The organism is Pseudomonas sp. GW821-FHT09E12, assembly GCF_059416085.1.
In genome coordinates this window covers 244,883-258,480 of sequence record NZ_JBWKOM010000010.1, presented here as the reverse complement: position 1 = coordinate 258,480, position 13,598 = coordinate 244,883, and the positions used below count along the sequence as shown (strand labels likewise).

The following is a 13,598-nucleotide window of genomic DNA, read 5'->3' as shown; positions in this document are numbered from 1 at the left end:
ATGAGCCCAGCGGAACCGGTCACAGGATTGATTCTTTCCGGCGGCGGGGCTCGTGCGGCATATCAGGTGGGGGTGCTGGCGGCGATTGCCGAATTGCTGCCGGCGGGGGCGAGCAATCCCTTCCCGGTGATAGTCGGAACCTCGGCCGGGGCGATCAATGCGGTCAGCCTGGCCAGCGGCGCGCTGGATTTCACCGCGGCCATCGAGCGTCTCACGGCGTTCTGGCAGGGTTTTCGCAGCCATCAGGTGATTCGCAGCGACTGGCCCGGGGTGATCCGCCAGGCCACCCGGTTCGTTGGCCACAGCCTGCTCGGCCTGGGCGCGCAAGTGCCGGTGGCGTTGCTCAACAGCTCGCCGCTGCGGCAGTTGTTGAACGATAAATTGCAGCTGTCCGGTATTCGTCATGCCATTGCGCAAAAGCATCTGCAGGCGGTGGCGGTCACGGCCTTCGGTTATGAATCGGGCCAGGCGGTGACCTTCTATCAGGGCGGCGGCACCATCGAGGCCTGGTTGCGCCATCGGCGTATCGGCCTGCCCACCGAACTCACGGTCGAACACTTGCTGGCCAGCTCGGCGATTCCACTGCTGTTCGCGCCGGTGAAAATCGACCAGGAGTTTTTCGGCGACGGCGCGGTGCGGCAATCGGCGCCCATCAGTCCGGCCTTGCACCTGGGGGCCAGCCGGGTGCTGGTGGTCGGGGTCAGCGGCAACCCCCGCGGCATCGATCCGCAGGCGCCCCAGCAACGCAGCTACACCGGGCAGCAGCCGACGCTGGCGCAGATCGGTGGCCACATGCTCAACAGTACGTTCATTGACAGCCTGGAGAGCGACATCGAGCTCTTGCAGCGACTCAACCAGTTCAGTCATCTGCTGCCGTCGGGCACGCCCGTCCGTACCCTGGGCGTGGCGCCGGTGGAGGTGCTGGTGATCGCCCCCAGCCAGCCGATCGACGAGATCGCCGCGCGTCACCGGCATGAGCTGCCGGCGGCATTGCGCCTGTTCCTGCGCGGGCCGGGGGCGACCAAGACCAGCGGTGCCGGGGTCTTGAGTTACCTGCTGTTCGAGGCGGGGTATTGCAGCGAATTGATCGAGCTGGGGCGCAGCGATGCCTTGGCCAAGCGCGACGAGCTGCGGCGGTTTCTGGGCTTGGCGGCCGCGGTCGAGACGGCCTGAAAAAGCATCGCGAGCAAGCTCGCTCCTACAGGGAATTCATTATCTTTGTAGGAGCGAGCTTGCTCGCGATAGCGTTTCTAAGGGCAATGCTCAGGCCGTCAGTTTGTCATCGCGAAAATCCCGCAATGCCTGCTCGATCTCTTCCCGGCTGTTCATCACGAATGGGCCGTACTGCACGATCGGCTCGCCCAGCGGCTTGCCGGCAATCAACAGCACGCGGGCGCCGGCGGCACTGCTCAACTGAATCTCGCCCTGGTCGGACAGGCGCACCAGCTTGCTGCTGGCGACCGGTTGCGGATGCCCGGGCAGGTCGATCTGACCTTCATAGACGTACAGCAGGGCCCGATGCCCTGCAGGCAGCCGCGGGCTGATGCTGGCGCCCGCAGGCAGGCGCAGGTCGAAGTAGTGGGGCTCGGTGTCCGGCCGTTCGACGGCGCCGGTCTGCTGCGCTTGGCCGTCATCGAAGCGGCCGGCGATCACCACCACTTCCACGCCATTGGCGGTGGTCAGGCGGGGGATGTCCTGGGGTTGAATGTCCCGGTAGCTGGCCTTGTCCAGCTTGTGCTTGCCCGGCAGGTTCAGCCAGAGCTGGAAGCCGCGCATCACGCCTTCTTCCTGTTCCGGCATCTCGCTGTGGATGATGCCCTTGGCGGCGGTCATCCATTGCACGCCACCACCTTCCAGCAGGCCGACGTTGCCCAGGTGATCCTCGTGGCGCATGCGGCCTTCGAGCATGTAGGTGACGGTTTCGAAGCCGCGATGGGGATGGGGCGGGAAGCCTGCGATGTAGTCGTCGGGGTTTTCCGAGCCGAATTCATCGAGCATCAGGAACGGGTCGAAGCGCTCGACACCCTGGCCACCGAAGACCCGGGTCAGTCTGACGCCGGCGCCGTCCGAAGCGGGCTGGCCGGTATGGACGCTGAGTACTGTGCGAAATTGAGTCATCGATGCAACTCCTGATCAGGTTGGGATGAGCGACATGCTATGCCAGCTCAACTGATTGATGGTTGCGAATATCGGCGCGTTGCTATCGATTTATTCGATGTAATCCGTTCCCGCGACCCGCACGGGAACGGCGCTCACTGCATCAGAAGTGGTACTTGAGCAGCAGGCTGGCGGTGTTCTGGTCGGTGTCGAAATACGGGGTGTCCTTGACCCCGTACTTGTTCTTCCAGTAGTCGTACTCGATACCCACATACAGCTGTTTGTCGCCCAGTTTCAGCGCCTTGCCCAGGTCGTACTTGATCTGCGGGTTGATGTGCAGGTTGGCGTGATACTCGCCTTTGGAGTTTTTGTCGTTGTCCACCACCCAGTCGATGAAACCGTCGATCAGGATGTCCGAACGGCCCACGGGAATGGTGTAGGACCAGACCGGGGTGATCTGCCAGACATTGTCGCCGGCACGGCTGCCTTCGGTCTGGCGGTTGTAGAAGTTCAACTGGAAGTAATCGAACCCGGGGATTGCCAGGTCGAAGCCCGGACCGATCAGGTAGGACTCGTTATCGCCTTCGCCGAACTCGTAAGTCATGGCCAGCAATACATCCTTGATCGGGCCGAACTCCAACTTCCGGTCGAAGATCTTGCCGAACGAAAGACGCGGGCTGAACTCGCCGTAATAAGTGTTCGGGCCGACGTTGCCGTCCTTTTTACCGTTGTAGAAGATCTTGTCGATAAACAGGAAGTTGTCGCCGTACTTCCAGGCATCGGCATGTTCGAAAGTCACGGTTTGCTGGATCTGCGGGTTGATCGTGAAGTCTTTGCCGTAGAGGTAGGTCAGGCTGTTGTTCTGCCATTGCAGCAGGTCGCCGGCGGTGGCCTGGGCCCCTGCCAGCAAGGATCCGGCAAGCATCAGGCCTTTACAGATGCGGTTCATTCGGTTGCTCCCAAAAAGTAAGTGGTTCCACGTTTTTCTTTAAAAGCCGGTGCTCTGGTGTGGCACCTTTTAGTGGCTGAAAAATCATCCGATCGGTCAGCTTTGTTGCTGATAGCAAGAGCTGAGCCAAGGCGAAAAAAAAGCGCAAAAACTCCCGCGCGCCTGTACGAATACAGTCGATCGAGAGTGAATTCGGTTTTAACTCGGTACGCCTTGGTACTTTCCGGAGGCCGGGATAAGTTGGCTTTCCGGTCAGGTTTTAAATCCGGGCTTTTTTTTTCACCGGATTCAGGCGGCCGCGGAGAATACTGACTCCCACGGCCTTGCTCAAGTGCTCTGCAATAGCGCACTTGAAACAACTTTGGGGCACGTTTGCCGGTCATTCTAGAAATGCACCTTCACCAGCAGGCTGGCGGTGTTCTGATTGGTGTCCAGGTTGGTGCTGTTCTGAATGCCGTATTTGTCTTTCCAGTAGCTGTATTCGAGACCGACATACAGCTGCTTTTCGCCCAGGCGCAGGGCCTTGCCCAGGTCGTATTTGATCTGCGGATTGATATGCAGGTTAGCGTGGTAGGTACCGCGGTCGTTCCGGTCGTTGTCCACCACCCAGTCCAGATAGCCGTCGACCAACAGGTTCGAACGGCCCAGCGGGATGCTGTAGGACCAGGAGGGGGTGATCTGCCAGACACCGTCGCCGGGGCGCGGGCCTTCGGTCTGGCGGCGATAGAAGTTCAGGGTGAAATAGTTGAAGCCCGCAACGGCCAGATCGAAACCGGGGCCGATCAGATAGGCCTCGCTGTCGCCTTCGCCATATTCGTAGGTCATGGCCAGCAACACATCCTTGACCGGGCCGAAGGCGAATGAGCGGTCGAGGATCTTGCCGAACGACAGCCTGGGGCTGAACTCGCCGTAAAAGGCGTGGGGACCTTTGTTACGGTCTTCCTCGCCGTTGTAGAAAATCTTGTCGACGAACAGGAAGGTGTCGCCGTATTTCCAACGGTCGGCGTGCTCGAAGGTCACCGTCTGCTGGATCGACGGGTTGATCGCGAAGTTCTTGCCGTACAGGTAGGTCAGGCTGTTGGTCTGCCACAGCAGCAGGTCGCCGGCCATGACCTGGGTCGTGGCCAGCAGTGCGCCGCCGAGCAGCAGGCGTGCGTGTGCATGTCTCATCGTGTTGCTCCCTGTTTGTTTTTATTGTCAAGGCGCAGGCAGCCGCCGACTGCGACCGGGCGCGGTGCCGGGTCTGCCTGTCGTGCGTGTATTTCGGGTATCGACGGTCAAGCAGGGGCGGCTGTCGGGCCGCCCCGTCCAGGCTTCAATGCTGGTGGGCGTGTCGGGCGTTGCTGGCGGCCCGTTCGGTGCCGCCCAGAATGTTGAACAGCAGGTTCAGGGCCAGCGCACTGAGGGTGGCCATGGCGATTCCGCTGTGGGTGATCGGGCTCATCCACAGGGGCAGGTGGGCGAAGAATTCCGGACGGACCACCGGAATCAGGCCCATGCCGATGCTCACCGCCACCAGCAGTTGATTGCGCCGGTCGGCGATATCGGTTTCCTGGAGGATCTTGATCCCGGTCGCCGCCACCATGCCGAACATGGCGATAGCCGCGCCACCCAGTACCGCCGGGGGAATCGAGGCCACCAGGAAAGCCGCCTTGGGCAGCAGGCTCAGCACGATCAGCAGGCCGCCGGCGACTATGGTCACCGAGCGGCAGCGCACACCGGTCATCTGCACCAGGCCGATGTTCTGGGCGAACGAAGAGTGGGTGAAGGTGTTGAGGAAACCGGCGAAAAACGAGGCGCCGGCATCACACAGCAGGCCACGGCGGAGCATGCGCGGGGTGACTTCCTGACCGGTGATTTTCCCCAGGGCGAGGAACATCCCGGTGGACTCGACGAAGATGATCACCACCACCAGGCACATCGAAAGAATCGGCGCCAGATGGAACTGCGGCATGCCGAAATGCAGCGGAGTGACCACCTGCACCCAGGGCGCCTGGGCCATGCCGCTGAGGTCGACCATGCCGATCAGGCCGCAGAGCACGTAGCCCAGGCCCATGCCGATCAGCACGGAAATGTTCACCCAGAAACCGCGCATGAACCGATGTACCAGCAGGATTGTGCCCAGCACCAGCGCGGCGATGGTCAGGTAGATGGGGGAACCGAATTCGGCATTGTGGCTACCACCGCCCGCCCAGTTCACCGCGACCGGGAACAGCGACAGACCGATGGAGGTGATGACGGTGCCGGTGACCAGGGGCGGAAAGAAGCGCACCACCTTGGACATGAAGGGCGCGATGAGCATGCCGAAGAAACCGGCGGCGATGGTCGCGCCGAAGATCCCCTGCAGGCCGATGCCCGGCATGCCGGCCATGGCTACCATGCTGCCCACGGCGGCAAAGCTGGCGCCCATCATCACCGGCATGCGGATGCCCATGGGGCCGATGCCGAGGGATTGTACGAGGGTGGCGATGCCGGCGACCAGCAGGTCGGCATTGATCAGGAAGGCGATTTCTTCACGACTCAGACCCGCGGCCTGTCCGATGATCAGCGGCACCGCGATGGCGCCTCCGTACATCAGCAGAACATGCTGCAACCCGACCAGGATCAGTTGCAAAAGGGGCAGTCGCGCAATGGCGGGTGCGTCGGGGATGCGCGGTTCGGTTAACGCGGACATGCAACACCTCGGATCTTCTTATTCTTGTGATTAGAAAGCTGTGTGGTTGCGAACAGCTTTTTTGCAGCAGGCCAACCGCGTGGCGGCCGATCGCGAGCAAGCTTCGCTCCTACAGAAGCAACACACATGCTGTAGGCGCGAGGCTTGCCTGCGATAGCGGTCGTCAAGGCACCGCGGTACTAGTTGGTGCGCGCCCCCTGGTTGATCCAGGCGCCGATCAGGTCACGTTCCTGCTGGGTCATCTGGGTGATATTGCCCAGCGGCATGATCTGGCTGGCGACTGCCTGGGCCTGGATCCGTGGGGCCTGGAGCTTGATCTGCTCGGGGGTGTCGAACATCACGCCGGCCGGCGCGGCACTGAACAGCGGGCTGGTGGGCTTGGCCGAGTGGCAGACGGTGCAACGTTCCTGGATCACGTTATGCACTTTGTCGAAGGTCGGGCCCTGGGCCGCCGTGGACGCTTGTGCCGGAGCCACTTCGGGAGTCGCCGGAGCTGCTGGAGTTGCTGCGGTTTCAGGCTTGGCGCCGCCGCCGATGGCGGTTTCCGGCAGTGGCTGGTACTCGATCTTCGCTGGGGCCTTGGCCACTTCCGGGCTGTTGGCCATTTGCGCGGGGCCGGTGACGTAGGCCAGGCAGATCATGCCCAGGGCGGCGACCGGCAGGGTCCAGGCGAACTTGTGGCTGTCGTGGCGGGTGTTGAAGTAGTGACGTACCAGCACCGCCAGCACTGCGATCCCGGCCAGGATCAACCAGTTGTACTGGCTGCCGTAGGTGCTCGGAAAGTGGTTGCTGATCATGATGAACAGCACGGGCAGGGTGAAGTAGTTGTTGTGGCGCGAACGCAGCAGGCCCTTGGCCGGCAGGGTCGGGTCCGGCGTGCGGTTTTCCGCGATGGCGGCCACCAGCGCGCGCTGGGCCGGCATGATGATGCGGAACACGTTGCCGACCATGATGGTGCCGATGATGGCGCCGACGTGCAGGTAGGCGCCGCGACCGCTGAACACCTTGCTGAAGCCATAGGCCGCGGCGATCAACAGCACGAACAGGATGAAGCCGAGCAGGGCGGGTTTCTTGCCCAGGGGCGAGTCGCAGAGGAAGTCGTAGACGAACCAGCCGGCGATCAGCGAACCGATGCCGATGGCCACGCCTTCAGGGCCGGTCAGGCCGCTGCCGGGCGCTACCAGGTAGAGCATCGGGTTGTAGTAGAACACCAGGCACAGCAGGGCGATCCCCGACATCCAGGTGAAGTAGGCTTCCCATTTGAACCAGTGCAGGTTTTCCGGCATGGACGGTGGGGCCAGTTTGTATTTTTCCAGGTGATAGATGCCGCCACCGTGGATTGCCCAGAGGTCGCCCGACAGGCCGTCCTTGGGGTTGACGCGATTGAGGTTGTTTTCCAGCCAGACGAAGTAGAACGACGCGCCGATCCAGGCCACGCCAGTGATCATGTGAACCCAACGCACGCTCAGGTTGAGCCATTCCAACAGATGTGCTTCCACAGTCTTTACCTCTCGCCTGTCACCCTTGTTTTCGGGTGATCAGACCTTCTCTTATTGGTGGGGGGCGAGGATCAAACACTCATCCTCTTCAAAGAAATGCTCATCGCAGTTGTTGCCTGTGCCACTGCGATCAACCACCAGGAAGTCATCCCGCTTTTCGATCGTCAGCACCGGGTGGTGCCAGACGCCGCGATGGTAATTAATGCCCTGCCTGCCATTGCTGACAAAGGCGCGGACCAAGCCCGATACAGGTGCATCGCCAAGTGGCGCGACCACGATCAGAAAGGGATTGCCGAGCAGCGGAATGAAAGCCTGGCTGCCCAGCGGATGGCGCTCCAGCATGCGGACGGTCAAGGGCATGTCCAGCGCGTCGGCGCGGAAGATGCTGATGATCGCCTTGTCGTCCGGCGTGGCGGTTGCCACGGTAGCCAGACGATGGAAGCGCATGGTCGAACCGTTGTTGATCATGAAGTGATCGCTGCCGTCGGTTTCGATCACGTCACCGAAGGGGGCGAAGGCTTCTTTGCTCAGCGGTTCGATCATCAATGTGCGCATGCTGTTCTTCTTAATCTGTGAATTCGTTGTTGTCGTCTTGTGCTGTCCTGTAGGAGCGAGCTTGCATCGCGATGCGGTTGTCCGGTGTTCATCTATCGCCCGGTCTGACGCTATCGCGAGCAAGCTCGCTCCTACACCTACAGGCTCGGCATTACCGAGCGACCTTGCCCAGGATCCGCAGGCGGCTGACACCACCGTCCGGGAACACGTTCAGTCGGATATGGGTGATCGGGCCCAGGGCCTTGATCTGCTCGGCGAAGGTGTGTTCGGCGTGCATTTCCAGCTTCTGGCTCGGCAGCAGTTCACGCCAGAACAGCGACTGGGTTTCGATCTGGCTGTCGGTACCGCCCTTGACGAAGGCGCCCTGGATCGAGCAGCTGTCCGGGTAGTTGCCCTTGAAGTGCAGGGTGTCGACGATGATTTTCTCGATCTCGCCCGGATGGCCCAGGGCGACGATCACCCAGTCATTGCCTGGCGTGCGGCGGCGTGCGGTTTCCCAGCCATCGCCCATGTTGATGCCGCGGCCCGGGTTGAGGATGTTGCTCATGCGGCCGAAGTGTTCGTCGGAGCAGGCCAGGGCGCGGCCGCCGTTGAGGGCGGCTGCCAGGTCGATCTGCTCGTTGTCGCCGACCGCCGACCAGTCGCGGTACGGAATGCCATACACGCGCAGGCGGGCCACGCCGCCATCCGGGTAGATGTTGAAGCGCAGGTGGCTGAACGCCTGGTCGTTGCTGATCTCGTGGTAGTGGTGGCTGTTGCCTTGCAGCTCGACGGCCGACAGCACTTCCACCCACTGGGTGTTTTCATTCGGTTCGCCTTCGGCCAGGAAGCAGGCTTCCAGGGAGGCCGATGGCGGGAAGTTGCCGGTGAAGAATGAGGTGTCGATGTCCACGCCTTTGATCTGGCCAGGCACGCCCAGGCGGATCACCGCGCTGTCGTAGCCTTCGAAGCGCTTGCGGCGCGACTCCCAGCCGTCCATCCACTTGCCGTTGTCATCGAAAACGCCCTCCTTCCATACGGCCGGGGTCGGCTGGAACAGACGGTTGGCGTCAGCGAACCAGTCATCGGTCACCGAAATGATCTTGGTGCCCAGGCGGGCGTCGGCCAGGTTGACGAACTTCTCGAAAGGTACGGCGTAAGCTTTCATTCTTCTTGTCTGCCTTTATAGAGTGGCTTGGGATGCTTGCAGGGCCCTGGGTACGTTTCGTACTCGGGCCAGGCTTGCTAGAGAGTCAGTAATCGGAACAGGGCGATCTTGTTGATCTCCGCCAGCGCGCACCTGAATTCGGTGTCCACCGAGTTGTGGATGCGTGCTTCGAACGCCGCGAGGATCTGATGCCGGTTGCTGCCTTTTACCGCCATGATGAAGGGAAACTTGAACTTGGCCTTGTAGGCGTCGTTCAGCTCGGTGAAGCGCTGGAACTCTTCGGCCGTGCATTGGTGAATACCCGCGCCAGACTGTTCTTCAGTGCTGGCCGCGGTCAGTTGCCCCTGGACGGCGGCTTTGCCGGCCAGGTCCGGGTGAGCATTGATCAGGGCCAACTGGCTCTGGTGGTCGGCGCTCAACAGGATGTCGCTCATGCGCTGGTGTAGGGTGTCGATCCGGTCGATCGAGGCATCCTGGCCCAGGTCGAAGGCCTTTTCGGCGACCCATGGCGAATGTTCGTAGATGTCGGCGAAGGCGTTGACGAAGGCGTCGCGGCTCAGGGTCGAGGGTTTCAGGGTTTGGAAGGTGCTCATTTCGCCGCCCCCGGGAACGGATGGGTTTGCTGCCAGTGGCGGGCGATGTCCACGCGGCGGGTGAACCAGACCTGATCGTGACCTTTGACGTACTCGATAAAACGCTTCAGGGCGGCCAGGCGCGCCGGGCGGCCGATCAGGCGGCAGTGCAGGCCGATGGACAGCATCTTCGGTGCCTCGGCGCCTTCGGCGTACAGCACGTCGAAGGCATCCTTGAGGTACTGGTAGAAGTCGTCGCCCTTGTTGAAGCCCTGGACCTGGGTGAAGCGCATGTCGTTGGTGTCCAGGGTGTAGGGGATCACCAGGTGCGCCTTGCCGGTCGGGTTGTTGGCTTCCCAGTAGGGCAGGTCGTCGTCGTAGGTGTCGCAGTCGTAGAGGAAACCACCTTCTTCCATCACCAGGCGCCGGGTGTTCGGGCCAGTGCGGCCGGTGTACCAGCCCAGCGGGCGCTCACCGGTGATTTCGGTGAGGATGCGGATCGCCTCGAGCATGTGCTCGCGTTCCTGGGCCTCGTCCATGTACTGGTAGTCGATCCAGCGGTAGCCGTGGCTGCAGATCTCGTGGCCGGCCTCGACCATGGCGCGGATCACGTCCGGATGGCGCTGGGCGGCCATGGCGACGGCGAAGATGGTCAGCGGAATGTCGAATTCCTTGAACAGCTTGAGGATCCGCCAGACGCCGGCACGGCTGCCATACTCATACAGCGATTCCATGCTCATGTTGCGTTCGCCCTGCAGGGGCTGGGCGGCGACCATTTCCGAAAGGAAGGCTTCCGACTCCTTGTCGCCGTGCAGGATATTGCGCTCGCCGCCTTCTTCGTAATTGAGCACGAACGACAGGGCGATGCGGGCATTGCCCGGCCAGTGAGGGTGAGGAGGGTTGGAGCCGTAACCGATCAGGTCGCGTGGGTAGTCAGCGCTCACTGCAGTCTTCCTTCTTATCGTGATAACGGTGGCGTGGCGGGGCCTGGGGAGAAGGACAGGCTGGCGTCACAGCGATGGACTGATTGTATACAACTTTTCATTCGGTTTGTAAGCCCGATTTTTTGCATTTTTCATCGATTGTGTTCATGCCTGGGTACTGCAAGAAACCTGCCTGGTTGGTCAGCTAATGGATGAAAAGTCTTCTGTCCTCATGGTGTAGCCGCTGATCAAGGGAATACGGGGGCTTGTTCGAAGTACCCGGAAATGGGTGATTTTTATTGTGTACAATTTTTTTGAAAAGTGTCTTAATAAATTCCTCGCCGCATCCTTTCGTGCTCCGAAACGGTGCGGTCTCCTTATCAACTGACTTCAGGAGGCGCGAGGTCTGGACGTGTGAGCGCGCACAGACACGCAGAATCAATGGGACGTTTGACTACACACGTATTGGATGCCGCGCATGGCTGCCCAGGCAGCGCCATCAAGGTCGAGTTGTACCGGGTCGAAGGTACGCAGCTGGAACTGGTCGCCAGTGCCCTGACCAACAGCGACGGCCGTTGCGATGCGCCGCTGCTGCAAGGCGATGACTACCGCACCGGGGTTTACCAGCTGCAATTCCATGCCGGTGATTACTACCGTGCCCGCGGCGTACAACTGCCCGAACCTGCGTTTCTCGATGTGGTGGTGCTGCGCTTTGGCATCTCGGCCGAGCAGGAGCATTACCACGTACCGCTGCTGATCTCGCCCTACAGCTATTCGACCTACAGAGGAAGCTAGGACTTTCCCCCCACGAAGCCTGCGCAAATAGCTTCTTTGGTCTTTCGCCCGCTCACACTGCGGGCTTTTTTTCGTTCCCAGAAAGGTGGTGCTTGTGAGGACGCTATCGCGGGCAAGTCGGATCGCCGCCCGCTCGCTCCTACAGGATTGGCTTCTGTAGGAGCGAGGCTTGCCCGCGATGCTTTCAGCGGCTCAACAGCGACGCGGCACCGGCGCCGCTGAACAGCCCGGCGCTGACCCGGTTGAACCAGCTCTGGCCCTTGCCGCTGCGCAGGTAGCGCGCCGCACCGTGGGCACCCAGGCCGTAAGTCAGCTTGCACAGTAGGTCGAGTACGGTCCAGGTGGCGATCATGATCAGCAGCTGGGGCAGGAAGGGCTGCTCGGCGCTGAGAAACTGTGGAAGAAACGCGGCGAAGAACAGAATGTCTTTCGGGTTGCTGGCACCCAGCACAAAAGCGCGCCCGAACAGTGCGCGAAAGCGTGGTTTCGGTGCGGCCTCGGGCACTTCGGCGCCATGAGACGGCTGCCGCGATTGCTGCCAGCTTTGCCAGGCGAGATAGAACAGGTACAGCGCACCGACGATTTTCAGGGCGCTGAACAGCTGTTCCGAGGCCAGCAGCAGGGCGCCCAGGCCCAGGGCCGAGGCGCTCAGCAGGCAGATCGAGGCAAACACGCCGCCGAGAAACGCCGGGTAGGACCGGCGCAAACCGTAATTCAGACTGTTGCTGATCATCAGCAGGGACAGCGGGCCCGGAATCAGGATTACCACCAGTGCCGCGCCGCTGAACAGCAGCCAGGTTTCCACGCTCATTGCCTTTCTCCTTATGCGCAAAAGCCTCACCCGACGGGGGTGAGGCCGTTTGAAACCGATGTACCTACAAGAAAATGAACTTGGCGATAAAGATCGCGCACAGCACCCACAGGCTGATGGAGATTTCCTTGTACTTGCCCGTCCCGGCCTTCAAGGCCACGTAGGTGATGAAGCCCAGGGCGATACCGTCGGCGACCGAGAAGGTCAGCGGCATCATGATGGCGGTCACGATCGCCGGGATGCTGTCGGTGGCCTCTTCCCAATCGATGTGGGCCATGCCGCCCATCATCAGCATCGCCACATAAATCAGCGCGCCGGCGGTGGCATAAGCGGGGATCATGCCAGCCAGCGGTGCGAAAAACATGGCTGCGATAAATAGCACACCTACGGTCACTGCGGTAAGACCAGTCCGACCACCTGCGGCGACACCCGCGGCACTTTCCACGTAACTGGTCACGGGCGGAACGCCGACCACCGCGCCAAATACGCTGGAGGCACTGTCCGCCTTCAGGGCGCGGGAGAGGTTCTCGATCTTGCCGTCGGGGTTGACCAGGCCGGCGCGCTGGGCCACGCCCATCAGGGTGCCGGCGGTATCGAACATGTGCACGAAGAGGAACGCCAGCACCACGCTGATCATGCTGACGTTGAACACCCCGGCGACGTCCATGGCCATCCAGGTCGGTGCCAGGCTCGGCGGGGCCGACATGATGCCCTCGTAGTGCACCAGGCCCAGGCCCCAGCCGGCCAGGGTCACGGTGATGATGCTGATGAGGATCGCGCCGAACACCCGGTGATAGCTGAGCACGGCAATCATCAGGAAGCAGACCGCCGCCAGCAGCGGGCCAGGTTCACGCAGGGAGCCGAGCTTGATCAGGGTGGCCGGGCTATCGACCACGATGCCCGCGGTTTTCAAGCCGATCAGCCCCAGGAACAAACCCACGCCGGCGCCCATGGCAAAACGCAGGCTGGCCGGAATGCTGTTGAGCAGCCATTCGCGGATCCGCGAGAAGGTCAGGAACATGAACAGCACGCCGGAGACGAACACTGCACCGAGGGCGGTTTCCCAGTTGTAACCCATGGTTCCGACCACGGTGTAGGTGAAAAAGGCGTTCAGCCCCATGCCGGGCGCCAGGCCTACCGGCCAGTTGGCGTACAGCCCCATCAACAGGCAACCCAGGGCGGCGGCGATGCAGGTGGCGACAAAGGCCGCGCCGTGGTCAATGCCGGCGTCGGCCATGATGTTGGGGTTGACGAAGATGATGTAGGCCATGGTGATGAAGGTCGTCAGACCGGCGATCAACTCGGTCTTCACCGTGGTGCCATGCAACCTGAGTTTGAAGATGCGCTCCAGCCAGCCACTGTTCAGCGGCGGCGAAAGTTCCAGCGTAGGGGCTTCGGATTTGCGGCTTTCCACAGCGAGTACTCCTCAAGAGTTTTATTATTTTTTCCAGAGCCGGGCACGTGAGGGTGGGCAGCGGCTCTTTGAGGCATGTAAGGCTTGCGGGCTTTTATTGACCTTTAGGTCAGGAACTCGCACGTGGCGAATTATGCTTTTGTATACAAAGAAAGCAAATAA

At 61.4% G+C, this 13,598-nt stretch carries 14 protein-coding genes; 2 read left to right on the top strand and 12 right to left on the bottom strand.

Annotated features, from left to right (window positions below):
• Complete coding sequence (locus AC07PQ_RS26735; protein WP_007928770.1) at positions 1 to 1,173, top strand: patatin-like phospholipase family protein; 1,173 nt, start codon at positions 1 to 3, stop codon at positions 1,171 to 1,173.
• 90 nt (positions 1,174 to 1,263) lie between these two features.
• Here the strand turns inward: AC07PQ_RS26735 and AC07PQ_RS26730 are convergent, their stop codons facing one another.
• The 10 genes from AC07PQ_RS26730 to puuE all read right to left on the bottom strand — a co-directional run bounded on the left by AC07PQ_RS26730 (position 1,264) and on the right by puuE (position 10,437).
• The gene (locus AC07PQ_RS26730; protein WP_007928767.1) at positions 1,264 to 2,118 is read right to left on the bottom strand and encodes a pirin family protein; all 855 of its coding nucleotides are present in this window, start codon (positions 2,116 to 2,118) and stop codon (positions 1,264 to 1,266) included.
• 142 nt (positions 2,119 to 2,260) lie between these two features.
• Positions 2,261 to 3,046 carry an outer membrane protein OmpK gene (locus AC07PQ_RS26725; RefSeq protein ID WP_101338767.1) on the bottom strand — a complete coding sequence of 262 codons (786 nt, stop codon included), beginning with the start codon at positions 3,044 to 3,046 and terminating at the stop codon, positions 2,261 to 2,263.
• The gene (locus AC07PQ_RS26720) at positions 3,043 to 3,429 is read right to left on the bottom strand and encodes a hypothetical protein (RefSeq protein ID WP_124298129.1); all 387 of its coding nucleotides are present in this window, start codon (positions 3,427 to 3,429) and stop codon (positions 3,043 to 3,045) included. The genes AC07PQ_RS26725 and AC07PQ_RS26720 overlap by 4 nt, the downstream gene beginning before the upstream one ends.
• Before the next feature lies 1 nt (position 3,430).
• A complete protein-coding gene (locus AC07PQ_RS26715; RefSeq protein WP_493186382.1) occupies positions 3,431 to 4,216 on the bottom strand; it encodes an outer membrane protein OmpK in 786 nt (261 codons plus the stop codon).
• A 145-nt stretch (positions 4,217 to 4,361) separates the two neighbouring features.
• Positions 4,362 to 5,720, bottom strand: coding sequence for a nucleobase:cation symporter-2 family protein (locus AC07PQ_RS26710; protein WP_053262224.1), 1,359 nt, complete (start codon positions 5,718 to 5,720; stop codon positions 4,362 to 4,364).
• A gap of 179 nt (positions 5,721 to 5,899) precedes the next feature.
• On the bottom strand, positions 5,900 to 7,219 hold the full coding sequence (locus AC07PQ_RS26705) for a urate hydroxylase PuuD (RefSeq protein ID WP_087092404.1): 1,320 nt from the start codon (positions 7,217 to 7,219) through the stop codon (positions 5,900 to 5,902).
• A 51-nt stretch (positions 7,220 to 7,270) separates the two neighbouring features.
• Entirely contained in the window at positions 7,271 to 7,774 is a 504-nt protein-coding gene (locus AC07PQ_RS26700) for an ureidoglycolate lyase (RefSeq protein ID WP_493186383.1), read from the bottom strand.
• A 151-nt stretch (positions 7,775 to 7,925) separates the two neighbouring features.
• On the bottom strand, positions 7,926 to 8,921 hold the full coding sequence (gene alc, locus AC07PQ_RS26695; RefSeq protein ID WP_007921784.1) for an allantoicase: 996 nt from the start codon (positions 8,919 to 8,921) through the stop codon (positions 7,926 to 7,928).
• A gap of 77 nt (positions 8,922 to 8,998) precedes the next feature.
• Positions 8,999 to 9,514, bottom strand: coding sequence for a 2-oxo-4-hydroxy-4-carboxy-5-ureidoimidazoline decarboxylase (gene uraD, locus AC07PQ_RS26690; RefSeq protein WP_007921783.1), 516 nt, complete (start codon positions 9,512 to 9,514; stop codon positions 8,999 to 9,001).
• Positions 9,511 to 10,437: an allantoinase PuuE gene (gene puuE, locus AC07PQ_RS26685; protein ID WP_007921782.1), complete on the bottom strand. Its 927-nt coding sequence runs from the start codon at positions 10,435 to 10,437 to the stop codon at positions 9,511 to 9,513. The genes uraD and puuE overlap by 4 nt, the downstream gene beginning before the upstream one ends.
• Positions 10,438 to 10,857: 420 nt before the next feature.
• Between puuE and uraH the strand changes: the two genes are divergently transcribed.
• Positions 10,858 to 11,211, top strand: a complete 354-nt coding sequence (uraH, locus tag AC07PQ_RS26680; protein WP_023966464.1) for a hydroxyisourate hydrolase — start codon at positions 10,858 to 10,860, stop codon at positions 11,209 to 11,211.
• Between the two features lie 184 nt (positions 11,212 to 11,395).
• Here uraH and AC07PQ_RS26675 read toward each other — a convergent pair whose 3' ends face one another.
• Both AC07PQ_RS26675 and AC07PQ_RS26670 read right to left on the bottom strand, forming a co-directional pair.
• Complete coding sequence (locus AC07PQ_RS26675; protein WP_493186384.1) at positions 11,396 to 12,022, bottom strand: LysE family translocator; 627 nt, start codon at positions 12,020 to 12,022, stop codon at positions 11,396 to 11,398.
• 64 nt (positions 12,023 to 12,086) lie between these two features.
• The gene (locus AC07PQ_RS26670) at positions 12,087 to 13,436 is read right to left on the bottom strand and encodes an NCS2 family permease (protein ID WP_009045053.1); all 1,350 of its coding nucleotides are present in this window, start codon (positions 13,434 to 13,436) and stop codon (positions 12,087 to 12,089) included.
• Positions 13,437 to 13,598 lie beyond the last annotated feature (162 nt).